This is a genomic window from Sphingomonas phyllosphaerae (assembly GCF_036946485.1).
GTDB lineage: Bacteria > Pseudomonadota > Alphaproteobacteria > Sphingomonadales > Sphingomonadaceae > Sphingomonas > Sphingomonas phyllosphaerae_E.
Genome location: NZ_JAQIJA010000001.1, coordinates 702,533 through 729,188, shown reverse-complemented (window position 1 = coordinate 729,188; position 26,656 = coordinate 702,533). Strand labels below are relative to the sequence as shown.

Annotated in this window: 20 protein-coding genes; 5 read left to right on the top strand and 15 right to left on the bottom strand. The window is 68.3% G+C overall.

Annotated features, from left to right (window positions below; all coding sequences use genetic code 11):
* Positions 1 to 184 precede the first annotated feature (184 nt).
* The 10 genes from PGN16_RS03280 to PGN16_RS03235 all read right to left on the bottom strand — a co-directional run bounded on the left by PGN16_RS03280 (position 185) and on the right by PGN16_RS03235 (position 14,355).
* Complete coding sequence (locus PGN16_RS03280) at positions 185 to 628, bottom strand: hypothetical protein (RefSeq protein WP_335307964.1); 444 nt, start codon at positions 626 to 628, stop codon at positions 185 to 187.
* On the bottom strand, positions 628 to 951 hold the full coding sequence (trxA, locus tag PGN16_RS03275; RefSeq protein ID WP_335307963.1) for a thioredoxin TrxA: 324 nt from the start codon (positions 949 to 951) through the stop codon (positions 628 to 630). The genes PGN16_RS03280 and trxA overlap by 1 nt, the downstream gene beginning before the upstream one ends.
* A 47-nt stretch (positions 952 to 998) precedes the next feature.
* Entirely contained in the window at positions 999 to 4,448 is a 3,450-nt protein-coding gene (addA, locus tag PGN16_RS03270) for a double-strand break repair helicase AddA (protein ID WP_335307962.1), read from the bottom strand.
* Positions 4,449 to 4,565: 117 nt separating this feature from the next.
* Positions 4,566 to 7,541, bottom strand: coding sequence for a double-strand break repair protein AddB (addB, locus tag PGN16_RS03265; protein WP_335307961.1), 2,976 nt, complete (start codon positions 7,539 to 7,541; stop codon positions 4,566 to 4,568).
* A complete protein-coding gene (locus PGN16_RS03260; protein WP_335307960.1) occupies positions 7,534 to 8,289 on the bottom strand; it encodes a nucleotidyltransferase family protein in 756 nt (251 codons plus the stop codon). Before PGN16_RS03260 ends, addB begins: the two co-directional genes overlap by 8 nt.
* A complete protein-coding gene (locus PGN16_RS03255) occupies positions 8,286 to 9,269 on the bottom strand; it encodes an aminoglycoside phosphotransferase family protein (protein WP_335308381.1) in 984 nt (327 codons plus the stop codon). Before PGN16_RS03255 ends, PGN16_RS03260 begins: the two co-directional genes overlap by 4 nt.
* Positions 9,266 to 9,721 carry a tRNA (adenosine(37)-N6)-threonylcarbamoyltransferase complex ATPase subunit type 1 TsaE gene (tsaE, locus tag PGN16_RS03250; protein WP_335307959.1) on the bottom strand — a complete coding sequence of 152 codons (456 nt, stop codon included), beginning with the start codon at positions 9,719 to 9,721 and terminating at the stop codon, positions 9,266 to 9,268. Before tsaE ends, PGN16_RS03255 begins: the two co-directional genes overlap by 4 nt.
* Positions 9,718 to 12,054, bottom strand: a complete 2,337-nt coding sequence (locus tag PGN16_RS03245) for a sensor histidine kinase (protein WP_335307958.1) — start codon at positions 12,052 to 12,054, stop codon at positions 9,718 to 9,720. Before PGN16_RS03245 ends, tsaE begins: the two co-directional genes overlap by 4 nt.
* Positions 12,055 to 12,187: 133 nt before the next feature.
* Complete coding sequence (gene ahcY, locus PGN16_RS03240) at positions 12,188 to 13,609, bottom strand: adenosylhomocysteinase (protein WP_335307957.1); 1,422 nt, start codon at positions 13,607 to 13,609, stop codon at positions 12,188 to 12,190.
* A 185-nt stretch (positions 13,610 to 13,794) separates the two neighbouring features.
* Positions 13,795 to 14,355 (bottom strand): YqgE/AlgH family protein, encoded by a 561-nt coding sequence (locus PGN16_RS03235; protein ID WP_335307956.1) that lies wholly within the window; start codon positions 14,353 to 14,355, stop codon positions 13,795 to 13,797.
* Positions 14,356 to 14,452: 97 nt separating this feature from the next.
* Between PGN16_RS03235 and PGN16_RS03230 the strand changes: the two genes are divergently transcribed.
* The 3 genes from PGN16_RS03230 (at position 14,453) to PGN16_RS03220 (ending at position 16,984) form a co-directional block, all read left to right on the top strand.
* A complete protein-coding gene (locus PGN16_RS03230) occupies positions 14,453 to 14,932 on the top strand; it encodes a peroxiredoxin (protein ID WP_335307955.1) in 480 nt (159 codons plus the stop codon).
* Positions 14,933 to 15,002: 70 nt separating this feature from the next.
* Positions 15,003 to 16,433 carry an AMP nucleosidase gene (locus tag PGN16_RS03225; protein WP_335307954.1) on the top strand — a complete coding sequence of 477 codons (1,431 nt, stop codon included), beginning with the start codon at positions 15,003 to 15,005 and terminating at the stop codon, positions 16,431 to 16,433.
* 65 nt (positions 16,434 to 16,498) lie between these two features.
* The gene (locus PGN16_RS03220; protein WP_335307953.1) at positions 16,499 to 16,984 is read left to right on the top strand and encodes a hypothetical protein; all 486 of its coding nucleotides are present in this window, start codon (positions 16,499 to 16,501) and stop codon (positions 16,982 to 16,984) included.
* A gap of 53 nt (positions 16,985 to 17,037) precedes the next feature.
* On the opposite strand, the gene PGN16_RS03215 is transcribed toward PGN16_RS03220, so the two are convergent.
* Together PGN16_RS03215 and PGN16_RS03210 are read right to left on the bottom strand one after the other, a co-directional pair.
* Positions 17,038 to 17,799: an alpha/beta fold hydrolase gene (locus tag PGN16_RS03215; RefSeq protein ID WP_335307952.1), complete on the bottom strand. Its 762-nt coding sequence runs from the start codon at positions 17,797 to 17,799 to the stop codon at positions 17,038 to 17,040.
* Positions 17,780 to 18,226, bottom strand: a complete 447-nt coding sequence (locus PGN16_RS03210) for a GFA family protein (protein ID WP_335307951.1) — start codon at positions 18,224 to 18,226, stop codon at positions 17,780 to 17,782. Before PGN16_RS03210 ends, PGN16_RS03215 begins: the two co-directional genes overlap by 20 nt.
* Before the next feature lie 82 nt (positions 18,227 to 18,308).
* On the opposite strand from PGN16_RS03210, the gene PGN16_RS03205 reads away from it, so the two are divergent.
* On the top strand, positions 18,309 to 18,917 hold the full coding sequence (locus tag PGN16_RS03205; protein ID WP_335307950.1) for a YitT family protein: 609 nt from the start codon (positions 18,309 to 18,311) through the stop codon (positions 18,915 to 18,917).
* A gap of 96 nt (positions 18,918 to 19,013) precedes the next feature.
* On the opposite strand, the gene PGN16_RS03200 is transcribed toward PGN16_RS03205, so the two are convergent.
* The 3 genes from PGN16_RS03200 to PGN16_RS03190 form a co-directional block, all read right to left on the bottom strand.
* Positions 19,014 to 20,084, bottom strand: coding sequence for an aspartate-semialdehyde dehydrogenase (locus tag PGN16_RS03200; protein ID WP_335307949.1), 1,071 nt, complete (start codon positions 20,082 to 20,084; stop codon positions 19,014 to 19,016).
* A gap of 89 nt (positions 20,085 to 20,173) precedes the next feature.
* Complete coding sequence (locus tag PGN16_RS03195) at positions 20,174 to 22,390, bottom strand: S9 family peptidase (RefSeq protein WP_335307948.1); 2,217 nt, start codon at positions 22,388 to 22,390, stop codon at positions 20,174 to 20,176.
* Positions 22,391 to 22,571: 181 nt separating this feature from the next.
* Complete coding sequence (locus tag PGN16_RS03190) at positions 22,572 to 24,353, bottom strand: glycoside hydrolase family 127 protein (protein WP_335307947.1); 1,782 nt, start codon at positions 24,351 to 24,353, stop codon at positions 22,572 to 22,574.
* Positions 24,354 to 24,616: 263 nt separating this feature from the next.
* On the opposite strand from PGN16_RS03190, the gene PGN16_RS03185 reads away from it, so the two are divergent.
* Positions 24,617 to 26,656 (top strand): amidohydrolase family protein, encoded by a 2,040-nt coding sequence (locus PGN16_RS03185; protein ID WP_335307946.1) that lies wholly within the window; start codon positions 24,617 to 24,619, stop codon positions 26,654 to 26,656.

Below are 26,656 nucleotides of genomic sequence, written 5' to 3'. Positions count from 1 at the left end.
AGGCACCGCCCATCTCCGTCACCGAAGTTGACGAGCAGGGGTATTCACTCCGGCGTGTTTAAACCGTTCCGACCGATCACCTTCATCGTCATGGCGAGCGAAGCGAAGCTATCCATTGCCGGATCAGGACGCTCTGGATTGCTTCGCTTCGCTCGCAATGACGCGTTGTTCACTAAGGGACGACTCACTCAGGCGCGACGCGGATCACCTCGGCGGACTGAATCGCGTCGAGCAACAGGCTCCGATGCCACATCCCCATGTGCCCGAACCCGGGCAGACTGAAACGCGATCGCTGCTCCTGGGGCAGCATCTCGCGCGCGGTCAGCCGGATGCGGTAAGCGGTGCCGTACCGTCGCGGAATGACCTTGGCGATCTCGCTCTTCGCGTCGAGATCGAGCCAATAGACCGCGGCATCCGACGCCAGTCGTCGCCGCGCCTCGTCATAGCTTCGCGCTCCCTCGATGAACCGCGAACCCTCGAACTCGTCGATCCACACGCCCTCATAGGATCGGGCGTCGCGAAAGCGGCGGCATTCGCGATATCGTTCCTCGCGCCGACAAGCCGACGCGTCGGCGGACGGCGGAACAGCGGCGGCGCCCTGCATCAGCAGAAGCGCCGCCCAAAGCATCAGCCCAGCTCACCCTCGAGCCATGCCTTGATCCGTCCCTTGGGCTCGGCACCGACCTTGGTCGCCGCCGGCACGCCGCCCTTGAACAGGATCATCGTCGGAATGCCGCGCACGCCATATTGACCCGGCGCGTCGGGGTTCTCATCGATGTTCAGCTTGGCGATCGTCACCTGCTCGCCCAGTTCTTCGCTTATCTCCTCCAGCGACGGGCCGATCATCTTGCACGGGCCGCACCATTCCGCCCAGAAATCCACCAGCACCGGCTTGTCCGCGGACAGCACGTCGGTCTGGAAGCTGGCGTCGGTGATCTTCTTGGTGGCCATGTCATTCTCCTTGGATGCCATCAAACTAGGGTGCGCGGTGCGTGCGCTCAACCACCGGTGGCCAAGCTTTGCTCCGGACCGGAGAAGCGGCGCTTGACGGGATCGAGCAGCGCGGCCGGCAGGTCGATCAGGCGTGGGCCGGCGGTGTAGAGCAACGCCACCTCGACGCGGGTGCCCGGAAAGATCACCTCCAGCGCGGCATGATAGGCGGCCATCTGGCGCAGGTGATAGTCGGGCACGTCAGCCACGTCGGCGGGCACGCTACGCCCGGTCTTATAGTCGATCGCGCGCACCACGCCGTCGCCGATCAGCAGCCGGTCGATCGTGCCCGAGATCACGCGCCCGGAGGGCAGCGTTGCCGCGATCGGCGCCTCGGCGAGCGCCGCAGGACCGAAGAGCGCGGCGTAAGCAGGATCGTCGAGTACCGCCAGCACCGGCGCGACGATCGCCTGCGGATCGGCGACCCCCCGCGCGCTGAGCCAACGCAGCGCCGCGGCCTCACGTGCTGCGGGCGCCAACGGCGGCAGCCGCTCGAACAGCGCGTGCATCAGCGTGCCCCGCTCCGCAGCGACGCGGGCGGCAGGTGCGGGCGGCGCGTCGCTGACCGCATCGTCGCCGACCGACGACGGGGTCAACGGGCGCGGCGGCTTCGCGTCCTCGGGCGCGGGGCGGCGTGCCCAGTCCGGGAGTGCGACCATCACATCGCCTTCATCGGCACCGCTGGCCTTCGGAGCGACCGGCCTGGCGGGCTCCCGACCGGTGAAGGTGCGCTCGCCCTCGCCGCCCACGCCCAATGCGTCGAGCGTTCGCGCGGCGGCCGCGTACCAGCTCGCCTCGGGCGGCACGCCCTGCCACTTGGCGCTGAGCGAGCCGGCGATCACCAGCCGTTCCTCCGCGCGCGTCGCGGCGACATAGAAGAGCCGCCAATGCTCCTGCCGCTCGCGCTCCTCGACCTGCGCCAGCGCGGCGTCGATCGCCCCGGCGCGCTCGGCCGAGCGTGGTCGGAACACGGGGATCGGCTTCTCCATTCCCTCCGGAATCCACATCAGCGTCGAGCGTGGACTGGCGTCGGGATCGGCGGTGGCATCGGCGAGGATCACCAGCGGCGCCTGCAAGCCCTTCGCGCCGTGCGCGGTCATCACGCGCACCGCATCGAGCGGTGCGGCGGCGTCGCGGACGATTTCGACCTCGTCGCGCTCGAACCAGTCGAGGAAGCGTTGCAGCGAGGGTGTCGAGCCGGTTTCGAAATCGAGTGCGGCGTTGAGCAATTCCTCGATCGGATCGCGCGCTTCCTCTCCCAGCCGCGCGAGCAGCTTTCGCCGGCCGTCGAGCGGCCCGGACAACAGCATTTCGAGAAAGCGATAGGGGGTGTCATAGTCGGCACTGGCGAGCAGCCCGGCCAGCGCCGCAACATGGTCGGCGAAGTGCCGCGACAAATGCCGCCACAACGATCCCTGCCGCTCGACCGCGCGCATCATCAACTCGTCCTGCGTCCAACCGATCAACGGCGAGACGAGCAGGCTGGCGAGGCTGAGGTCGTCGTCGGGCTGAAGCACGAAGCGCACCGCGGCGAGCAGGTCCTGCACCGCCAGCGGCGCGGACAGCCGCAGCCGGTCGACCCCGGCGACGGGCACGCCCTCCGCATAGAGCCGCGCGACCAGCAACTGCGCCAACTCGCCGCGTCGCTTGACCAGGATCATCACGTCTTCGGGACGCAGCCGCCGCCCCTTGCTCTCCAGCATCAGCCCGCCCTGTTCGAGCGGACCCAGCCAGCGCTTCACCGCCTGCGCGATCCGGGTGGCGTTGGCGCGGACCGCATCGTCGATCCAGCCTTCCTCGCCGCCGTCCTCGGCATCGGTCGCCCCCGCCGCGACCGGCGGCCACAGCACGACCGCGCCGGGACCGGTGACGCGGCTAGCGTGCGGCGGGATGTCCTCCGCCGCGCCAAGCCCGGCCGCGCCAACCGTTGCGATCGCCTGATCGACGAATTCCAGCACCGGCGCGGTCGAACGGAACGAGTCGGTCAGCGACAGCCGATCGAACGGCAGTCCGCGTTCGTGGTCGGGCATCATGTCGTCGCCCGCGACCTGTTGCGCCAGCCGCTCAAAGTGTCGTTCTGCCGCTTGGAAGAAGATCGGGTCGGTGCCCTGGAAGCCGAAAATCGCCTGTTTCAGGTCACCGACCGTGAACAGGGTGCGCACTGACGGCGCATAGACGCCGCGCCCGACGAAATATTCGTCCACCAGCGCGCGGATGATCGTCCATTGCGCGACATTGGTGTCCTGCGCCTCATCGACCAACACATGTTCGGTGATCTGATCGAGCTTGTAGCGGATCCACTCGCCGATCCCTTCCTGACGCAGCAGCGACACCGCGGCATCGATCAAGTCGTTGAAATCGACCGCGCCGCTATGCCGTTTTGCCGCCGCATAGCCGCGCGCATAGTCGCGACCGACCTCGAGCGCCGCGGCCAGCTTGTCCGCATAGGCAGCCCGCGTGCGCAGCGACAGCAATTCCCCGCACCAACCGTGCATCCGCATGGCGTGGTCGGCATAATCGGGGTCGGCGGGCGCGCGCCCCTTGCCGTAAGATAGCGGATCGCCGTCCTTTTTCGCCCAGACGCCGTGTAACCGGTCGAGCGTCGCGGCACGTTCCTCGACGTCCGCCGAAAGCCATGCACCGATCGTCTCGGCGCGGTCGATGCCGCTCTTCGTTCCCCAGCCGCGATTGAGCGCCGCGATCGTGTCCAGCGTCGCAAGATCGATCGCCTCGGTGCCGCAAGCGTCACGAATATGTGCGGCAATATCGCCGAGCGGGAGCCCAAGTTGCGTGCGAATGAACGGCGCGATCCCGCTCGGGAGCGATTGGAGCGCATCATGCGCGCGCGCGCAGTCAGCAAGGAATTGCTCCGCGCCCTGTTCGCCGAGCCGGACGCTGAGCGCACCGATCGTTTCGACCGGACGGGTGCGCCCCTCCCGCTCGGCCTGCACCAGCAGGGCCGACAGTGCCTGCCGCCGCAGCAGCGCTTCCTCGCGCGGCTCGATCGGGCGGAAACCGGGGACCAGCCCGGCTTCGATCGGAAAGGCGGCGAGCAATCCCTGGCAGAAGCCGTGGATCGTCTGGATGCGCAGACCGCCACCGGGCGCGTCAAGCACGCGCGCGAAGAGCGTCCGCGCGCGGGCGATCATCGGCGGCGTCACCCGTTCGCCCAGCGCGGCGAGATCGGCGGCCAGATCGGTGTCGGGCATCCGCACCCACGCCGCGAGCTGACGATTGACCCGCGCCGCCATCTCCGCCGCGCCCGCCTTGGTGAAGGTGAGGCACAGGATCGCGGACGGCTCGACGTCGCGCAGCAGCAGCCGGAATACGCGCGCGGCGAGCACCTGTGTCTTGCCGGTGCCGGCCGAGGCGGAGAGCCAGACGTGCGCCTCCGGCCGGCTGGCGCGGAGCTGCGCATCCTTGAGCTGCGGGAGCGGGGTGACGGCGCGGAGGGTCATGACGGCAATTCTTCCGTCATTCCCGCGGAGGCGGGGAGCCAGAACCTCTGACCTTCGCGACAGAAGCGAAACGTCGGCGTGTCTGGATTCCCGTTTTCGCGGGAATGACGTTGGTGGCTAAGCATCGCGGCCATACCATTCATCGCGGCGCATCAACTGGTCGTATTCCGCATAGGGAGCGAATTCTGGATGGAGCTTGGCCGTGAACGCCTCCTCGCCGGTCAGCCAGCGCGCCGCCGCCTCCGCGAAACTGTCGCGCGCCACGCGCACGAAGTCGTCGGTGATGATCCGCCCGCCCTTGCCTGCCGGGTCGGCCGGGCTCGAGACCGAACCGAAGGTGTCGCCCTTTTTCGCGAGCGACCAATATTCGAACGCCGTCGCTGCGCCCGTCACTCCGTCGAATCCACCCGTCTCGGCGATCGCGCCAAGCAGCCCGAGTTGCAGGTTGAAGCCGCCGCGCACCGCCGCGACCGAGGGTGCCTTGCCGGTCTTGTAATCGACGATCCCCAGCCCGCCGTCGGGCATCCGGTCGATCCGGTCGAAGCGTCCGGTCAGTTCGATCCCGGACAGTTCCGCCTTGCCGCGCCCCTCGACCGCCAGCACCTTTCGCCCGGCAAGGCGATCCGACAGCGTCTTGGCCGTCACCCATTCGAACGCTGCGACCAGCCGCGGTTGCCAGAGGGCGCGCAACAGCGGGTGCGTCGCCGGGTCGGCAAGCAGCGTCACCGCGCGCGGGAGCAGCTTTTCGGGGTCGCATCCATCCTCGCGCGCCCATGCCTCCAGCACCGCGTGAACCGCCGTACCGCGCCAGGCCGCACTGGGATCGGCATCGACCGGATCGAGCGCCGCCAGCTTCAGGATGCGTCGCGCGTAGAAAGCGTAAGGGTCGGCCTTCAACCGGTCGACCTCGGTCACCGAAATCTGCCGCGGACGCAGTCGCTTGGGCGGTAGCGGCTCGGGCCGATCGGCGGGCGTCGGCACGCGGGTGCCGTCGAGCGCACGCGCCCAGGCCGCCAGCGTACCGTCTCGCGGAAAACGTTCGCCGGTCATCGCCTCCAGCCGCAGCCAGAAGCGCGAGGCGAGCGCGGGCGAGCGCGCGTCGCGGCGCGCGCGGGTCAGCACGACCTGCTTCGCGCCCAGCGCCTGCCCGAAATCATGCGCCGCGACGCCGATCCCGCGTTCCAGCCCCGGCAGTCCGAGTTCGGCGCGCACGCGCGGCGCGAGCCACGGATCGGGCGCGGGCAGCCCCGGCCATGTCCCCTCGTTGAGCCCCGAGAGGATCATCAGGTCGGCGCGTTGTAGCCGCGCCTCCATCAGACCGTAGATCGCAAGCCGCGGATGGCGCTCACGCGGGAGAAGCCGGATCGCAATCTCGTCCATCAGCATCCGCAGCAGCGGCGCAAAGCCGGCGGGTGCGATGTGTTGCGGGGCGAGCGGCGCCTGCGTCTCCAACCCGGTCAGCAGGTCGGCCGCGGCGCGCCCGGCGGGACCACGCCATGCCTCTTCGCCGGCCAGCAGATTGGCGGCCTCGCGCAGGCACGCGACTAGCCCCGGCAGGGTCGCCATCGACATGCCGAACCCGCGCGCAACCGGCTCTAGCAGCGGACGCGCCGCCCGCCACCATTCGGCGGCGCGGGCATGGGCCGGGTGCGCGACGAGATGGCGGTCGATCCCGTCCAGCCCCGGTGCCGGGCGCGGCCCGCGCAGGGCACGGTCGAGGCGACGCACCCCGTCCAGCCACTCGCCGCGCCCGTCGCCGAGCCGCACCAGCGGATGCTTGAGCAAGGTGAGCAGCGCCATTGGCGCGAAATCCTGCGCCGCCGCCTCGACGATCGCGGTCAGCAGCGTGCCCGGCGGCAGGATCGCGAGCGCACGCCCGGCGCTGTCGTCGACCTCGATGTTCCAGCGCCGGCAATGCGCCGCGACACGCCGTGCGAGCATCCGGTCGGGCGTGACCAGCGCGGCGGTGAGGCCGGGCGTCTCGACCGCCTCGCGCAGCTTGAGCGCGATCGCCTGCGCTTCCTCGGCCGGGGTGGCCAGTTCCACCGCGGTCACCCCCGTCAGACGCCGATCGGCCGCATCGAGCCGCGTCCATTTAGCGGTGAAACGCGCCGGGGCCAGCGCATTGGCGATCGCACGCCCGCGCGCGGCGGTCGCGTCATGCTCGCTGCCGCCGGTCCAGCGCGACACCTCGTCACGCGCCGCGCCGATCCGCTCCAGCAGCAGCTTGAGGTGGAATTGCGGATGGACCTCGATCGATCGCGCGCGCAGCCCGGTGACCGGATCGGGATCGTGCGGGCCGAGCGCCGCCCATTGCTCATCCGGCAGCGTCAGATCGAGATCGGCGAACACCACCATCCCGCGCGGCAGTTCCGCCACCGTGCGCAGCAGCCGCGCGACCGCGGGCGCGGGATCGGTGATCCCGGCGGCGCAGACGAAGCTGTCGGGCGGGGCTGCGCGCCACCGCGCCGCTTGCTGGTCCAGCAGCCGGATGCGCCGATCGGCGGCGTCGATCGCGCCCAGCCGGTCGCGCTCGGCCGGCCAGCGGTCGAGCAGGATGCGGAACAGGCGAAGCGCCGTTTCCCAATGGTCCGACAGCCCCTCGCCCGGGTCGATCGTCGCAAGCCGCGCCGGGGGCACTTCCTCCACGATCAACTGGTCGAGCGTCGCGGCGAGATCGCCCGCCAGCCGCACCGCCTCGGCGGCATCCACCGGTCGCCCCGCGGCGGCACGCTCCTCCTCAACCAGCCGGGCGAGGATCATCCGGCGTTGCAGCGGGTCGATCGCCGGCGGCAGCGGGGGTTGCGCATCGGCGGGGTCGAGCGCCGCACCCACGCTGGCGTCCAGTTCCTCGCCGCCCAGCGCGACGATGCGCGGCAACAGCAGCGCCCCGCCGCTCGCGCGCACGAACGCCTCGCGCACCGCGAGCCCGCCGCGATTGTTGGGCACCAGCACCGTTCCGCGCGCCAGCGCCAGCCGATCGCCGCCGAACCGCCGCAGCAGCCCCGCGACGAGCGCATCGGCGAAGGCGCGATGCGCGGGGATCGTGTAGAGCCGCAGACCCCGCTCGGCCGGCGGGGCGGCGTCAGCCATCCGCGAGCAGCGCCTCGGTCCGCGCGATCGCGCCCGGCACGTTCACCTCCGACCACAACCCCTGATGGACGAGCCCGTAGGCGCGGCCCGCCTCAATCGCGCGGTCCCAGAAGACGTTCGTCGAGAACGGCCCTTCCGGCCAGTCGCGGATCAGCCGTGGCGAAACGATCTGCACGCCGGTGAACACGAAGGGCGCGACGCGACCCGGTTTGCGCCGGCCGATGATCCGCCCATCGGGAGCGAGGTGGAAATCGCCCTGCCCGTTGTGGTTGTGCGCGCGCGCATAGGGAACCATCAGCAGCAGCGCGTCCATCGTCGCATCGTCCCAGCGATCGGCGAGTTGCCGGATCGCATCCGTGGGACCGTCAAGCCACAGATTGTCGCCGTTGACGACGATGAACGGCTCATCGCCGAGCAACGGCAGCGCACGGACGATCCCGCCGCCGGTTTCCAGCAGTTGCGCGCGCTCGTCGGAGACGATCACCTCGATGTCGTGCACGCGGTGGCGCAGATGCGCCTCCAGCGCGTCGGCGAGATAATGGACGTTGACCACCGCGCGCTCGACACCCGCCGCGCGCAACCGATCGAAGACATGGTCAATCAGCGCGCGCCCGCGCACCTCGACCAGCGGCTTGGGGCGCGTGGCGGTCAGCGGGCGCATCCGTTTGCCGACGCCCGCCGCCATCACCATCGCGGTACGCGGTACGCGTGAGCCCAGGTCCGGGCGGATGTAGCGCGGGCGTGTCATGCCGCCCCCCGCGCTTCGGCGAGCAGCAACGGATCGCCGCGCCATTCCGGCGGCAGATTGTCGTCGAACCAGCGCGCGACCGGCGCCAGCGCCGGATCGGTCAGGTCGCGCTCCAGATAGGCCCAGACGCGCGGGCAGAGCGCCGCGTAACGCGGCTTGCCGTCGCGCTTCCACAACCGCGCGAAGATGCCCAGGATCTTGGCGTTCCGCTGCGCGCCGAGCACGTGATAGGCGCGCAGGAAATCATCGCCCTCGCCGGTCGACGCGCGGTAGCGGGCGAGCATCGCCTCCTCGATCGCCGGATCGACGTCGCGGCGCGCATCCTGAAGCAGTGAGACGAGATCATAGGCGGGATGCCCCGCCAGCGCGTCCTGGAAGTCGAGCAGCCCCAGCGTCCGATCGGCCCCGACCAGCATCAGATTTTCGGCATGATAGTCGCGCAGCACCGTGACCGGGGTTGCGCCCTCGACGTGGTGGAGCACCGCGTCCCACGCCGCGCGATACCCCTCGGCATCGACGCCCGCCCCGACCGCCGGGCAATACCATTCGACCAGCAAGCCGGCCTCGCGCTGCAATTCGGCCCGATCATAGGCCCGCCACGGCCCCGCCGGCCTGGCGCGAAGCGCCACCAGCAGATCGATCGCCGCCTCGTACAGCGCCACCGCCGCATCGGCATCCGCATCGGCGGTTTCGCGCAGCCGGACGTCGCCGAAATCCTCCAGCAGCACGAGGCCGCGGTCGAGATCGACCGCGTGGATCGCGGGCGCGGCGAAGCGATGCTCGGCGAGCCACGCGGCGACCGCGAGGAACGGCCGCGGGTCTTCCTGCGGCGGGGGCGCGTCCATCAGGATCGCGCGGCGCGCACCGGCATGGACGCGGAAATAACGCCGGAACGAGGCATCGCCGGCCAGCGGTTCGATCCGCGCGCCGCCCCATCCGTGTGCGTCGAGAAAGGCCGGCGCATCCGCCGGCGGAATCATCGTGGCCATCGCCCGTCCCAAGCGTCGGGCGCCTCCCAAGTCAAGCGACGCGCGCCATCCGGGGTCACCGCAATGTTCAGCGCCAGCGCATCGGGCCAGCGCCCCGCCCCCGCACGCTCCGGCCATTCGACCAGCAACGCCGCGTCGAGCCGCGCCTCCTCCAGCCCGAGTTCGTCGACCTCGCCCGCATCGTCGAGCCGGTAAAGATCGATATGCAGGACCGGCAGCCGCACCTCGGGCGGGTCATAGGGCTGGACGATCGCGAAGGTCGGACTCGGCGCTTCCTCGGCCAGCCCCAATGCGGCGAGCACCCCGCGCGCCAGGCTCGTCTTGCCTGCGCCCAATCCGCCGGTCAGCGTCACGACATCGCCCGGCCGCAACACCGCCGCCAGTCGCGCGCCGACCGCCGAGGTGGCAGCGACGTCCGCCAATCGCTCCTCGCCGCGCGTCATCGCCGCGGCAGGTCCACGGTGACGATCGTGCCGGTCTCTGGCGTGCTTTGCAGCGCGATCGTGCCGCCATGCGCCTCGACGAACTGCTTGGCGAGCGGCAGGCCGAGCCCGAGCGCGCGCTCGCCCGCCGCGGCAGTGCCATCGCCCGCGAAGCGATCGAAGGCGCGCGCCAATTGTTCGGTGGTCATGCCGGGGCCGTTATCGGTCACCACGATCCGCGCGCCGCGCGCATTGCCGTCGACCGACAGCGCGACGCGGCCATGTTCCGGCGCGGCACCGATCGCGCGACGTAACAGATGCTCCACCACCTCGCGGATGCGGCGCGCATCGCCGGTCAGCCGCCCGGCCGAGCGCTGCACCTCCACCGCAAGGTCGATATGGTGCCGCCGCGCCGTCGCACGGAGCGCATCGACGGCCGCGCGTGCCACCGCTGCCACGTCGATGTCGGCGCGCTCCAGCGGGCGCGCGCCGCTGTCGGTCGAGGTCAGATCGAGCACGTCGTCGATCAACAGCCCGAGCCGGTCGACCGAGTCGAGGATGGCATCGAGATAGGCGATCGCATCCGGCGACAATTCGCCCGCATAGCCGCCATGAAGCATCTCCGCGAAGCCGCTGATCGAGGTCAGCGGCGTCCGCAATTCGTAGCTCATGTTGGCGACGAACGCCGTCTTCACCTGATCCGCGGCCTCCAGCGCGTCGTTGCGTTCGCGCAGCGCCTGCTCCATCGCGCGGCTGTCGCTGATGTCGAGCATCGTGAACAGCGCATTGCCGTCCGGCAGCGGCACCGCGGCGAATTCGAACTGCCGCCCGTCCGCCAGCGCGATGTGACCGGCACGCTGCTGGCGCTCGATCGTGGCGGTGCGCACCAGTTCGGCGATCGAGCGGGCGCGGCGCGGGTTCGACAGTTTCGGCGCGACCTTCTCCGCGATCACGTCGACGCGTGGATGGCCGGTGAGGAATTCCTCCTCCAGATCCCACAAGGCGCGGAACCGGTTGTTCCAGAGCTGCAGACGTCCGTCCCCCGAAAAGACGCCGAGCGCCTCGAACAGATTGTCGAACGTCGCGGTCCGCACCCGCAGCAACGTGTCACGCGCGCTGGCCAGCTGCACCTGCTCGGTACGGTCCTCGAAGAACACCATCAATCCGCCGTCGGGGATCGGCTGCGCCACGACGCGCAAATGCGTGCCACCGGGCAGATGCCAATTTTCCTCGACCGCGGTATCGGCGTTGACGAACCAGCCGCGCCGTTCCGCCTTCCAGCCGGGGAAATCGCGCACCTCGGGCACGCGGTTGGCCTCGCGCATCCGCTCCAGCACGCGGTCGAATTCCGGGCGATCGGCCAGCCATTCCAGCCGCATCGCGAACATGCGCCGGAACGGCTGGTTGCAGAAGACGAGGCTGCGGTCGCCGCCGAACTGCGCCACGCCCGCCGAGAGCCGGTCGAGCATCGCGCGCTGCGCGTCGGCGAAGCGCCGCTCCCGCAAGTGGCTCTGTTCCAGTTCCTCGATGTCGATCGCATAGCCCGCGACACCGCCAACCGGCAGCGGCACGTCGTGGATGCGCAGCGAGCGCCGCGCGCCGCCGATCGTCGCGGGCAGCACACGCTGCTGCGGCCGACCCTCGTCGCGCGCGCGCTCCGCGCCGGCGGTCGGGCTGCCCTGCCCCGATCCGTCGACCAGCTCCAGCCCGCGCCCGACCACGTCGGCGGCGTCGCTGCCCTCGACCGCGGTGACATAGGCGGAATTGACCATCGCGAGTTGCAGGTCACCATCGCGATACCACATCGGCAGCGGGGCAGCCTCGACCAGCCCGGTCAATGCGTCGAAGGCGTCGGACAGGTCCTCGCAATCGGCCCGCAGCCGGCGCATCTCGCCCTCGCTGGCGGTCGAATCGTAGAACCACATGATGACCGCATCGCCGCGCCGGTCCCCCTGCACGGTCAGCGTCCGTCCGCCGTCGCGCGCGTGAATGGTGTGTGTGAAACTGCGGGCCGAGCGTTGACAGGCGGCAAGCCCGTTCGACAGCGCCTGCGCCTCGCTGGCGTGCAATCCCCAGCCGGCTGCCTCAACCTCCTGGAGATAGGCTGGAATGTCGCTGAACCCCAGCCAGTCGGCAACGCGGCGCGCCATTTCGACCCGGCCGTCCGGCAGCACCACCATCGGCTGCATTGGGGCGGCGGCCAGCAGCGTCTCGATCGTCTCGCGCTCCCGCACCGCCTCGACCGCCCCGGCGCGCGCTCGCAGCCCCAGCGCGATCAGCACGGCACCGACCAGCACGAGCAACAGCACGACCGCACCGATCGCGACCGCGATGCTCGGCGACACCTGCGTCATAGAACGTGGGACATCCGCGACATGCGGCTTGTCTAGGGTCGGCGTTCCTCACGGGCAAGCGGCGCGGCGTGCGCTCACGAAAAAGGGCGAGGCCCATGGCCCCGCCCTCCTTTCCGCAAACCGTGTCGCTGGATCAGTAGCGATAGTGATCCGGCTTGAACGGCCCCTCGACCGGCACGCCGATGTAACCGGCCTGCTTCGGGGTCAGCTTCGACAGCTGGACGCCCAGCTTTTCCAGGTGCAGCGCGGCCACCTTCTCGTCGAGGTGCTTCGGCAGCACGTAGACTTCGTTCTTGTAGTTCTCGAACTTGGTCCACAGCTCGATCTGCGCCAGCGTCTGGTTGGTGAACGACGCCGACATTACGAACGACGGGTGGCCGGTCGCGCAGCCCAGGTTCACCAGACGCCCCTTGGCGAGGATGATGATCTGCTTGCCGTCCGGGAACTTCACCAGATCGGTGCCCGGCTTCACTTCGGTCCACTCATAGTTGCTGAGTGCCGCGATCTGGATCTCGCTGTCGAAGTGGCCGATGTTGCACACGATCGACATCGGCTTCATCGCCTTCATGTGATCGGCGGTGATGACGTCGGCGTTGCCGGTCGCGGTGACGAAGATGTCGGCGCGCTTCACGGCCTCGTCCATCGTGACGACCTCGAAGCCCTCCATCGCCGCCTGCAGCGCGCAGATCGGATCGATTTCGGTGACGAGCACGCGCGCGCCGCCGTTGCGCAGCGACTGCGCCGAGCCCTTGCCAACGTCGCCGAAGCCCGCGACGCAGGCGATCTTGCCGGCCAGCATCACGTCGGTGGCGCGGCGGATCGCGTCGACCAGCGACTCCTTGCAGCCATAGAGATTGTCGAACTTCGACTTGGTGACCGAGTCGTTGACGTTGATCGCCGGGAACGGCAGTTCGCCCTTCTTCGCGATCTCGTACAGACGGTGCACGCCGGTGGTGGTCTCTTCCGACACGCCCTTCAGGTTCTTGACCGTCTCGGTCAGGTAACCCGGATACTTGGCGACGAACGCCTTGACCGAGCGCTGGAATTCGACCTCTTCGTCATTCTCCGGCTCGCCGAAGGTCGCGCCCGCCTCGAGCTTCGCGCCCCACAGCGCGAACATCGTCGCGTCGCCGCCATCGTCGAGGATGATGTTGGCGGTGGTGCCGTCGGTGTCGGCGCCCCAGTTGAAGATGTCGCCGACATAGTCCCAATATTCGGCGAGCGTCTCGCCCTTCACCGCGAACACCGGGATGCCGGCGGCCGCGATCGCCGCCGCAGCGTGATCCTGCGTCGAGAAGATGTTGCAGGTCGCCCAGCGCACGTCCGCGCCCAGCGCGACCAGCGTCTCGATCAGCACCGCGGTCTGGATCGTCATGTGCAGCGACCCGGTGATCCGCGCGCCCTTCAGCGGCTGCGACGCGCCATACTCTTCGCGCAGCGCCATCAGGCCGGGCATCTCCGTCTCGGCGATGTTGATCTCGGCGCGGCCGAAGTCGGCGAGGCCGATGTCCTTGATGACGTAGTCGTTCTTTTCGAGCACGGGGGCGGTTGCCACGGCGTTGTCTCCACTCAGATGAGGCCGACCAAGGTATGCGCGCACACCGATCGGCATCCCCGCGCCTTAGCCGCGATGGCGGCGCGGATCAAATATAAAGGTATCTTTATATGTGGTGAGCGCGGCGTTCATGGTACCCGGCCCTGCCGTCGGCGCGCAGAGACGGAAGGAACGGAGAGGCGTGCTCAGCTATGTCCGCTCTGGCTGGACAACAGCCGCGGATCGACCCCGGCGGCAGCGAACCCGCGCGCCCAGCGCCCGTCGACCGGCGTCGCGAACAGCATATCGGTATCGTCTTCGACGTTCAGCCAGCCGTGCCGCGTCAATTCCGCTTCCAACTGCCCCGGCCCCCAGCCCGCATAGCCGAGCGCGACCAGCCACTGCGACGGACCGGTGCCCGCGGCGATCGCGCGCAACACGTCGAGCGTGCCCGACAGTCGCCACCGTGCGGCCACGTCGAGCGTGTCCTGCCCGCCCCAATCGGCCGAATGCAGCACGAACCCGCGCCGCGGCTCGACCGGGCCACCGAAATGCACCGGTGCATTCGGCGCCGCACCCGGCGCGATCTCCAATTGTTCGAGCACCTCGTGCAACCCGAGCCCGTTGACGACCGAACCGATGCCGATCCCCAGCGCCCCCTGCTCGTCATGACTGCACATCGCGATCACCGAATGATCGAATCGTGCATCCCCGATGCCCGGCATCGCGAGCAGGAACTGGCCGGTAAGATAGGTCGCTTGCTCCATCCCCGTGATCTAGGCGCTCGGAGCGCGCTTGCCAAAGCTTGAAATCACGCCGCGCACTCGCCATCGCTGCGCTGCAATTCAACCGGAGTTACCCTTCATGGCTATCGGCGTCGGCGATCCCCTTCCCTCCGTGCAGCTCACCAAGCTGACCCCCGACGGCCGCGAGCCCGTTGATACCGCTGAATTTTTCAAAGGCCGGCGCGTCGCGCTGTTCGCGGTGCCGGGTGCCTATACGCCGACCTGCTCCGCCAAGCATCTGCCCGGCTTCGTCGAGAAGGCCGACGCGCTGAAGGAGAAGGGGATCGACGAGATCGCCTGCACCGCGGTCAACGATCCGTTCGTGCTGGAGGCTTGGGCGAAGGCGAACGATGCGCAGGGCGTCACGATGCTGGCGGACGGCAATGCCGATTTCGCGACCGCATTGGGCCTCGACATGGATGGCACCAAGTTCGGCATGGGCCGCCGCAGCCAGCGCTATGCGATGATCGTCGACGACGGCAAGATCGAGTCGCTGCACGTCGAGGCACCGGGCGAATTCCGGGTGAGTTCGGCCGATCATCTGCTCGCAACGCTGTAAGTTCCGGACGCCCCGTCGTTTGTCGGCGGGGCGACTTGCCGCGGTCATACGGACTATGTAACCGTCCGACATGACAGCGAACGACCTCGTCCGGGAACTCGACCGGCTCTACACCGCCTCCGTCGATCGATTGAAGGCAGCGATCACCGCCTATATCGCCGACGGCTCCGTGCCCGATCGCACCGCGCGCAACGATGGCTCGTTCGCCTATCCCGAGATCCGGCTGCGCTTCGCTGGAAGTGACGGACGTCCGACCCCGATGCGCTCGTTCGGGCGGCTGGTGAGCCCGGGCGACTATCGCATCAGCGTCACCAAGCCGGCTGTCTTCGCCGACTATCTCGTCGAGCAGCTGACTCTGTTGATCGAGGATTACGACGTTCAGGTCGATGCGGTGCCGGGGACGCAGGAAATCCCGTACCCTTACGTCATCGACGCCAACCATGCGCTGAGCCTGGATGCGACGTCGGCCGCCGAGCTGGCGCGCTACTTCCCGACCACCGAACTGGCGTTCATCGGCGACGAGATTGCGGACGGCTTGTGGGCGTCGATCGACGGGACGCGGCCGCTCGCCTTGTTCGATGGCTTGCGCACCGACTTCAGCCTCGCGCGGCTGCGCCATTACACCGGCACGCCGCCGGAGCATGTCCAGCGCTATGTGCTGTTCACCAACTATCACCGTTATGTCGACGAATTCGTTCGCTGGGGCGCGCAGCAGGTAAGCGAGGGCGGGCGTTTCACCGCTTTGTCGGGGCCGGGCGGCGTGCTGTTCAAGGCCGGCGACGATCCCGCGATGCTCGACGACAGCGCGTGGCGACGGTTGCAGATGCCCGCCTATCACCTGATGGCCGACGATCGCACGGGCATCACGCTCGTCAACATCGGCGTCGGCCCGTCTAACGCCAAGACGATCTGCGACCATCTCGCGGTGATGCGGCCGGAGGCGTGGGTGATGATCGGGCATTGCGGCGGGCTGCGGCCGTCGCAGCGGATCGGCGACTATGTGCTGGCACATGCCTATCTGCGCGACGACCATGTGCTCGACGATATGCTGCCGCCCGAAATCCCGGTGCCGGCGATCGCCGAGGTGCAGCAGGCGCTGGCGCGCGCCGCCGAAACCGTGTCGGGCCAGTCGGGGGACGAGCTGAAGCGGCGGCTGCGCACCGGCACGATCGTCACCACCGACGATCGCAACTGGGAACTGCGGTACGCGCGCTCGGCGCTGCGCTTCTCGCTCAGCCGCGCGGTGGCGATTGATATGGAATCCGCGACGATCGCGGCGCAGGGCTATCGCTTCCGCGTGCCGTACGGGACGTTGCTGTGCGTGTCAGACAAGCCGTTGCACGGTGAGCTGAAACTGCCGGGGCAGGCCAATCGCTTCTACGAGCGCGCGATCAGCGAGCATATGCGGATCGGGATCGAGACGTGCGAGGAGCTGCGGCGCGAGGGCGCGAAGCTGCACAGCCGCAAGCTGCGCGCGTTCAACGAGCCGCCGTTCCGCTGATCGACTCGGAAACACCGCGCCGCCCGTGCGTTGCGCTCCCGAAATCACCGATACGGGAGCAGATCATGGCCGACGACACCAGCGATACGCCGACCCCGGCGGCGTCGAAGCCCGCCACCCCGCGCCGCCGCGCGCCGCGCAAGGCTGCCGCGCCCAAGGCTGCATCGCCGCGCGCGACCAAGACGAAGGCGAGCAAGCCCGCGGATGGTGGCGCGACGACCGCGAAGAAGCCGGCGACCAAGCGGACGCGCGCGACTCCGGCGAAATCGCGCTCGGCGGCGAGCCGCAAGCCGGCGTCCCGCGGTGAGGCGGCGATCGAGAGGGTCGGCGGCAAGTGGGGTGCGGCGGCGATCGCCGGTGGGGTCGCGGCGATCGGCGCGGCGGCCACCGCTGCGCTGCTGACGCTGCGTGGTTCGACGCCAAAGTCGCCGCGGCTGCCCGCGCCGGATGAGCCGAAGAAAAGCAAGGCGCACCAGCCGGATGGCAAGGATTCGTCCAAGTCGTTCGAGGCGAAGATCGCCGACGAAAATACGATCCCGGAGAAAGCGTAAGCGGTCCGCGCTTCATCCCGGAGGCGATCCGGGATGAAGCGCCGAGATGTTGCTTACGCTTTGAGAAAGCTTGCGATTGCCTGTCCGAGTTCGGACTTGGTCACCGCGCTCATGTGATTGCCGGGCACCTCGACATAGCGCGCCTGTGGCAAGGCGTCGGCGAGAGCGGGGGCGGAGCCGTTGTCGTCGTCGTCCTTGCCGCTAACCACCAGTACCGGCTGGACGATTTCATCTAGCATCGCCTCCGGCGTGCCGACGAACGTGTCGATGATCCCGAGCAGCGCGACCGGGTCGCCGCCGGTGGTCTTGAGAAACGCCTCGGCGAGCCATTCGGGGCTGCCGCGCTCGTGTTTTCCGAGGTTGGCCAGGATGTTGCGGAAGTGCCCCGCGCGGCGGTCGGCGCGGGTGATGCCGTCAAGGCCCATGCCGGCGATCACCACCCGCCGCGGCGTCGCGCCGGTCGCGAGCATCCGTACCGTCGTGCGCGCACCCAAGGAGTAACCGCCGAGATCATAATCACTTAGGCCGAGATGGGCGATCAATGCATGGCCGTCCCGCGCCAAGGCATCGGGCGGATAGGCGGCGGCATCGTGCGGGCGGGCGCTGGCGCCGTGGGCGCGCAGATCGGGCATGATGACGCGGAAGCCGGCCGCAGCGATCGCGGCGGCATGACCGTATTTCAACCAGTTGGTCTGCGCATCCGAGAAGAAGCCGTGGATCAGCACCACCGGGCGCCCCTCCCCCAGTTCGCGCCAGGCGATCCGCTGACCGTCGAAACTGTCGAAATACCGGGTCTCAGTCGGGGACATGGCCACGCGTTTCCATCCATTGGCTGACGATGTTCGGGAGGTCCTGTGTCCGCTTATCGGGCAAATCGGCAGTCTTCCGCCACGCTTCGTGGCGGCTTTCGACACCGAAATGGCCGATCGGGCGCAATTGGTGCGCATCATCGAAGCTACCGACGGTCAAATCCATGTTGTCGGACGCATTGCCTTCATAGGTGAGCGGCGTTCCGCACGCGGCGCAGAAACCCCGGTGCGCGATTTCGGACGAAGCACGCCGGTCAGGTTCGCGGGTCGTCCATGTCACGGCCGTCCGCGGGACCTGTTTGAGCGCCGCGAACACCCCGCCGGTCGCGCGCTGGCACATCCGGCAATGGCATAGGTAGGCGTCGTCGTCAGTCACCTCGACGCTGTAGCGCACGCTGCCGCACTGGCAGCCACCGGTCATGATGCGGCTCATCCGCGCGGCTGTACGCACCGGGCCACGTCGCGTCCACCGATGCTGCATTGCAGCACATCGGCGGCGCGGATAGGAAGGCCGGGTGACGACAGACGAACCCGTGCCCCATTCCGCGATCGAGGACGCCTATGCGCTGACGCTCGGCTCCATCCTGGTCGTGCTCGGGCTCGCGCTGCTCCATGCCGCCGGGCTGGTGACGGGCGGGACGGCGGGGATCGCGCTGCTGATCTCCTATGCGGTGCCGCTGCCGACCGGCGTGCTGTTCACGCTGATCAACCTGCCCTTCATGTGGCTGGCGTGGAAGGCGATGGGGCGGCGGTTCACGCTGCGTACCGTGCTGGTCGGCGCGGGCGTGGCGGCGCTGGGGACATGGACGCGCATCGGGTTGACGATCGCGCATATCGATCCGGCGTTCGCGGCGCTGGCGGGCGGGTCGGTGATCGGGTTCGGCGCGCTGGCGCTGGCGCGGCACCATGCCGGGATCGGCGGGACGGGCGTGGTGACGCTGTGGCTGCAGAAGACGCGCGGATGGAACGCCGGGCGGACGCAGATGGCGATCGACGCGCTGATCCTGCTGACCGCGCTGGCGTTCCTGCCGGCCGAGCGGGTCGGCTGGTCGGCGATCTCGTCGGCGGCGATCAGCGGCATCCTGATCGCATGGCATCGGCCGGGGCGGTATCGGGGGTATTGAGCTTCCCCGTCCCGGGACCCCACTCGTCTTTCTGATAAAAGAAGAAGCGGGATCCCGGATCAAGTCCGGGATGACAGTTTGGTGGACGGACCGCGCTTACTCCGCGGTCAGCACCGCCTGGAAGTCGTCCGCACCGGTCTCATCCGCCTTCTTGAGATGGCGGCGGCCGAGCAGTTCGGCGATCTGCACCGCGTTGAGCGCGGCGCCCTTGCGGAGATTGTCGCTGACGCACCACAGCACCAGACCGTTCTCGACGGTCGGGTCCTCGCGGACGCGGCTGACATAGGTGGCGTCGTCGCCCGCGCTCTCGATCGGGGTGACGTAGCCACCGTCCTCGCGCTTGTCGACGAGCATCACGCCGGGCGCCTCGCGGAGGATGTTCTGCGCGTCCTCGGCCGACAGCTCGTTCTCGAACTCGATGTTGAGCGCCTCGCTATGGCCGACGAACACCGGCACGCGCACGCAGGTGGCGGTCAGCTTGATCTTGGGGTCGAGGATCTTCTTGGTCTCGACGACCATCTTCCACTCTTCCTTGGTCGAGCCGTCGTCGAGGAAGCTGTCGATGTGCGGGATGACGTTGAACGCGATCTGCTTGGTGAACTTCTTCGGCTCGGCGGGGTCGCCGACGAAGATGTTGCGGCTCTGCTCGAACAGTTCGTCCATGCCGATCTTGCCCGCGCCCGACACCGACTGATAGGTCGCGACCACGACGCGCTTGATCTTCGCCGCATCATGCAGCGGCTTGAGCGCGACGACCATCTGCGCGGTCGAGCAATTCGGGTTGGCGATGATGTTCTTCGCCTTGTAGCCGTCGATCGCCGCGGCATTCACCTCCGGCACGATCAGCGGCACGTCCGGGTCCATCCGGTAGAGCGACGAATTGTCGATCACCGTGCAGCCCGCCGCGGCGAACTTCGGCGCATAGACGGCGGTCGCCTCGCTGCCGATCGCGAACAACGCCATGTCCCAGCCGGCAGGATCGAAATGCTCGATATTCTGCACCTTCAGCATCCGGCCGGTGTCGCCATATTCGATCTGGTCGCCTACCGAGCGCGACGAGGCGAGCACCGCGATCTCGTCTGCCGGAAACTGCCGCTCGGCGAGGATGTTGACCATCTCGCGCCCGACATTGCCCGTGGCTCCCGCCACCACCACCCGGTACCCCATATCCGTCCTTCCAACGCGCCAACTATCGGCGCTTTCACATCATGTCGCGGCTGCCCGTAGCGCCGCAATTTTCGAAAAGCCAGAAAGCTCTACTTGGGACCGCTACCAACGTGCTGGTCCAGGAAGCGCTCGATCGTGGTCCACACGTGGATGTCGCGCGATGCCGAATGCGTCTTGCCGGGATAGAGCATCATGTCGAACGGCATGTCGGCCGCCTGCAATTCGGCGGCCACCTTGGTGGAATTGTCGAGGAAGACGTTGTCGTCGGCCATGCCGTGCATCAGCAGCAGCGGCGTGGTGATCTTCTTCGGATCGATCACCGCGCGCGATGCGTCATAGGCGACGCCGTCGACGCGCGGATCGCCCATGTAGCGCTCGGTATAATGCGTGTCGTAAAGATGCCAGTCGGTGACCGGCGCGCCCGAGATGGCGGCGGCATAGAGGTTCTGATCGGCCTCGATCATCTTCAGCGACATATAGCCGCCATAGGACCAGCCGAAGGTGGCGATCCGCGCCGGATCGACGAAGGCGAGCGTCTTCAGATAGTCGGCGCCCTTGCGCTGATCGTCGACCTCGACCGTGCCCATCGCGTGCCAGATCGCGCTTTCGAACGCGACGCCGCGGTTGGCCGAGCCGCGATTGTCGACCTCGAAATAGATCCAGCCCTTGTCCACCAGATGCTGGATCAGCGGGTTCTTCCAGCTGCGCGTCACATATTGCGGGCCGGGTCCGCCATAATGCTGGAAAAACACCGGATAGCGCTTGCCCGGCTCCAGCCGCGGCGTGACCATCTGCCAGTGGAGGTCGGTGGTGCCATCGGCGGCCTTGATGGTGCCGAACCGCACCGGCTCATGGCTGGCGACATAAGGCGCATAGGGGTGCGTGCCCTCGACGCGATTCTCGTTGATCCACGAGAGCCGCTTGCCGCTGGCATCGGCAAGATAGGTCTGCGGCGGCTGATCGGGGTTGGAGCGCGTGACGAGGAAGCGCTGCGCATTGCCGTCGGCGGTGACGCTGTTGTTCCAGCCGCGCTCTGTGAGCCGCGTGATCCCGCCGCGCTTCAGATCGAGCGCGTAGAGATGCTGTTCGAGGACGTCGTCCTTGTTGGCGGTGAAATAGACGCGCCCCTTCGCCTCGTCGACCGCGACCAGCCCGGTGACGACCCAGTCGCCCCTGGTCAGCTGCGTCCAGCGGCCGTCCTTCAGCCGCCACAGATGCCCGTAGCCGTCGCGTTCGGAATGCCACAGCAGGCTGCCGTCCTCCATCGCGCGATAGCTGTCGGAGAGGTTGATCCAGCTCTTCGCGCGCGCGCTCTCGGTGAAGAGGATCGTCGCCTTGCCGGTCGCCGGATCGACGCGGAGCATGTCGAGCTTCGTCTGCGCGCGGTTCTCGCGCTGAACGAGCAGCGCCGAGCCGTCCGGCAGCCAGTCGACCCGCGCCAGATAGATGTCGGGATCGCTGCCGAGATCGACCTTCACCTTGCCCGAGCCATCGGCGCGCATGACGTACAGGTCGACCAGCACGTTGGGGGTGCCCGCCGCCGGATAGCGCTGTTCGTAGATGCTGGTGCCGGTCGCGCCGATCGACGCGCGGGTGAAGACCTTGACCGGCGTCTCGTCGAACCGTTCGACCGCGAGGTAGCGATCGTCGGGGCTCCACCAATAGCCGTCGGTGCGGTGCATTTCCTCCTGCGCGACGAACTCCGCCTCGCCGAAGTGGACGAGGCCCTTGCCCTCGCTGGTCAGCGCGCGTGCGGCCCCGTCGCCGAGCGGCTGAACCCAGACGTTCTGGTCGCGGACGTAGCTGACGAAGCCGCCGCGCGGGGAAACGTTGGCGTTGAGCACGCCGCCGGGCACGTCGGTGATGCGGCGGACCTGTCCGTCGACTCCCGCGAGATAGAGGTTGCCGTCGATCGGCACGAGCAGGCTGCGCCCGTCGGCCGCCCAGTCATAGGCGACGATGCCCTTGAGTGCGCCGATGCGGGCACGTTCGCGCTGCATCTTCTCGGCTTCCGACAATTCGGCGCCGGTGCCGATCTTCAAACTGTCGACCAGCATCCGCTCGGCGCCGGTGGTGGTGTCGCGCGCCCAGAGGTCGAGCCGGTCCTTGTCGTCGGGACGCGCGCGCAGGAAGGTGAGCAACTTGCCGTCGGGCGACAATTTGAGCGCGCGCGGCTGCGGTCCGGCGAGATCGGGTGTCGCGAACACCCGCTCCAACGGCAGCGCAGGCGCCGTCTGCGCCTGAGCTTCAGCCACGGCCGCAACCCCCGTCGTCGCCAGCGCGGCGGCGATAAACCACTTGTGCATTCAGACCCTCCGTCACGAGAGTGCTGGTGGCAAAGATCACCGCGTGAAGACAGCGGAATCTTGCGATCGACGTGCGCCGATCACCTGCCCTCTTTCTTGCTGCTATCGCGAGGAAGCGAGGCCCCGGATCAGGTCCGGGGCGACGAAGAGGGGTTCGTTCGGCTCAAACCTACGATCCGATTCAGGCGAGCTGCCAATAGGTTGCGTAGCGTTCGTGCGCGATGCGGTGGTAGGGGATCAGCCGCACCGGCGCGCCGTCCTGCGCGGCGATCGTGAATTCCAGCGGATTGCCGGTCGGGCGGATGCTGCTTGCCAGCGCCTCTGGGTCGCCCGCGAGCACCGGCACCGCGACGGGTGCGTCGTTATACTCGCCATATTTGCGCTCGTTGACGATGATGTCCGCGCCGGGGGCGAGCCCCTGTTTGCCAAGCGCGCCGGCCAGCACCAGCGGACCGTAGGTGAAGGCGACGATTTGCGGCGCGGCGGGGGCCTGTTCGGCGGCGGGCTCCATGACCAGCCGCAGTTCGACCGTGTCGCCGTCGTTCCACGTCCGGTCGAGGGTGACATAGCTGCCCGGCTCGGCGGAGGTCGCCGCCTCACGGCCGTTGACCAGCAACGTCGCGCTTCGGCTCCAGCGCGGGTGACGCAGCTTGAGCGCGAGCGAGGCCGGGCGCTTCGCGGCAATCCGCAGCCGCGTGCTTGCCTGCGCGGGGAAGGATGTCTCCTGCGTCACCACCACGCCTTGATCGCGCCAGTTCAGCGAAGACGGGATGAAGAGGTTGACGTAAAGCGCGCGCCCGTCGTGGAAATAGATCGAGTCGCGATATTTGACGTGGTTCTCCATGCCCGTGCCGGTGCAGCACCAGAAGCTATCCTCCGGGGTGTGGTACAGCTTCATGTAGCCGGGACGCGCGCCCTGGAAATAGGTCGCCATCCCGCTGTCGGGGTCCTGCGAGGCGAGGATGCCGTTGTAGAGCGTGCGCTCGTAATAGTCTGCGTAATCGGCGCGCGGGTCCTGCAGGAACAATTGCCGCGTCAGCTTGAGTATGTTGTGCTGGCAGCACGTCTCCGAGCCCTTGGCCGAGAAGACGTGCTTGTCGAAATCGGCCATCGCGAAGAAATGTTCGTTGTCGCCGTGCCCGCCGGTCGCGAAGGCGCGGGTGCGCGCCACCGTCTTCCAGAAGAATTGCGCGGCGGCGTGGTAGCTGGCGTCGCCGCCGGCTTCGTGAACGCGCTGGAAGCCGATGATCTTCGGAATCTGCGTGTTGGCGTGCATCCCGTCGAGCTGGTCCTGCGCCTTGACCAGCGGCGCGAGGACCGCCTTTTGCGAGAAACGCTCGGCAAGGCGTTGATAATCGGCGTTTCCGGTCATCACGAACAGGTCGGCATAGACTTCGTTCATGCCGCCATATTCGGTCTTGAGCATCTCCTCGAACTGCGCGTCGCTCAAGGGGCGGGTAGCGACCACGCCCCAGTCGGCGAGCCGCAGCAGCACCGCCTTCGCCGGCGCGCTGTCCGCGAGCAGCGTCGCGTCGCGCAGGCCGGCATAGACCTTGTGGAGCGTGTACCACGGCACGCCGGTGATCGGCTCGCCGCGCAGATGCGCCGACACCAGCGCCGCGCCTTTCGGGAAGGCGCAGACGAGGCCGCTGTTCGCCGCCTTCTGGCAGGCCGCCAACTCACCGGCGATATAGTCGATCCGCTTGCGATATTCCGGCTTGCCGGTGGCGCGATACGCCAGCGCGCAGGCGGAGAGATAATGGCCGAGCGTGTGGCCGTGGCAATTGATGTCCGCCCACATCGGCTCGGACTCCCAGCCGCCATAGACCGGCGCCTTGGGCTTCAGCCCGGCGTTGACGCGGAAGTTGTGCAGCAGGCGATCGGGCTGGAGCCGCAGCAGATACGCCTCGGTCTGGTGCTGCGCATGGAGGAACGGGCTGTCGAGCAGCGACACGTCGCGCATGTCGAATGGTTGGAGTCTGGAGGGCGCAACCGCCTGCGCCGATGCCGGGGGAGCAAGGCCGGCGATCAGGGCGCTACCGGCAACACCGGAAAGGAAACGTCGACGCGACAGCGGGTTGCAACAGGCGGTGGCCACGAAACTCTCCTGAGGTACGCGGATCGTTGCCGCGCGCATCGATCATAGCCATTACTCCGTCAAATACCAGCGTTGCCTTACGCTCCCCGTCTTGTCACCTTGCCCGCACATCCGGGGGGAGACGATTGATGCGCCGACTGATTCTTACTGCGCTGCTGGCCGGCGCAACGCCGATCGCCGCGGCCGATCCGATCGCCAAGGAGCAGTTGCTGACGCCGCCAGCGGGCGCGCGGCACTTCGTCATCAGCTCGGAGGCCGGCAAGCACGGCGATATCTGGTCGTGGCGTACCAGCGACGGCAAGACCGCGTATCGCATGTCGATGTCGCTGCGTGGCTGGATCACCGAAACCGACGAGGTCATCACCAATGGTCCCGATCAACGCCCGACCGCGATCGCGATCCGCGGCTTCACCGACTCCGGCGACGCCACCGAAAATTTCAGCGTCGCGCCGGATGGCACCGCGACATGGAAGACCAGCGTCGACAGCGGATCGGCACCCTATGCCGGGCGACGCTACAACACCTATGGCGGTCCGCCGCTCGCCACCGAGCAGGACATCGCCGCACTGGTGGCGGCGGGGGCGAAGGGGATCGACCTGCTGCCCGGCGGCCATGCGACGCTGACACTCGGCGACGTCACCGAGATCGACGGGCCGCAGGGCAAGATCCCGGTGCGGCTGGCGTTCATCCGCGGCTATGGTTTCTCGCCGTCGCCGTTGTGGCTCGACAGGGACAATCGGCTGTTCGGCTATGCCGGGGTCGCCTCGATGCTGCCCGAAGGCTATGAGGCGGCCGGGCCGAAGCTGAAGGCGGTGCAGGACAAGGCGACCGCCGCGATGGTGCGCGACGTGGCGCGGACCTTCCTGACCCCCGCCAATCGCACCCCGACGCTGGTCGACCATGTGCTGCTGTTCGACTCGGTCAAGGGCACGTACCTGCCGGATCGTGCGGTGTTGATCGCCGACGGCAAGGTCGCCGCGGTCGGCGCGGGCGGGTCGCTGCGCGCACCCGAGGGAGCGACGACACTCGACGGCCGCGGCAAGACGCTGCTGCCCGGGCTGTGGGACGCGCACCAGCACGTCGGCGAGGACTGGTCGCTGCTCCAGAATGTCGCGACGGGCATGACCAATTATCGCAGCCCCGGCTCGTTGATCGAGGAGGCGCAGAGCATCGTGAAGCGCCGCGCCGCGGGCGACCTGCTCGCGCCGGACGGACGCGTATCGGTGATCGTCGACCGCAAGGACCCGCTCGCCGCACAGATGGCGCTGACCGTGTCGTCGGCGGAGGAAGCGATCGCGGCGGTGCGCAGGATCAAGGCGGCAGGCATGTGGGGGGTGAAGTTCTACACCTCGATGACCCCGGCATGGATCGCGCCGGCCGCGGCGGAAGCGCATCGGCTGGGGCTGCACGTCCATGGCCATGTCCCGGCCGGCATGCGACCGCTGGACGCGGTGCGCGCCGGTTATGACGAGGTCACGCACATCAACTTCATCATGATGCAGGCGATGCCGCAGGAAGTGGTCGACAAGGCCAACACCGCCGCGCGGCTGGAAGGCCCGGCGCGGTATGGCAAGGACGTCGATCTCGACAGCGCGGCGATGCGGGCCTTCTACGCGGAACTGGCGAAGCGCGGGACGGTGATCGATCCGACATTGACCGTGTGGGAGCCGCTGATGACCAGCGACGGCACCGCGATCCCGCCCGAATATGCCGCCTTCGCGAAGGTCGCGCCGCCGGCGGTGGCGCGCGGCTGGCGGATCGCGGGTTATCCGCTGAAGGACGGTTTGACCCGGGAGGATTATCGTAAGAGCTTCGGCAAGATGGTCGAGCTGGTCGGGCGGCTGCACAAGGCGGGCGTGCCGATCGTCGCGGGGACCGACGGCTGGGGCGTCGAACTGGTCCGCGAGCTGGAGTTGTACCAGCAGGCCGGGCTGAGCAATGCGCAGGCGTTGCAGACCGCGACGATCGTGCCGGCGAAGCTGGTCGGCATGGGCGACCGGCTGGGATCGGTCGCGGCGGGGAAGACGGCCGACGTCATTCTGGTCGACGGCGATGTGTCGCAGGATCTGGGCAACCTGCGCCATGTGCGGACGGTGTTTCTGGATGGCTACCGGCTCGACGGGGATGCGCTGCGGAGTGCGAGCGGGATGAGCGGGATGCCGGAGTGA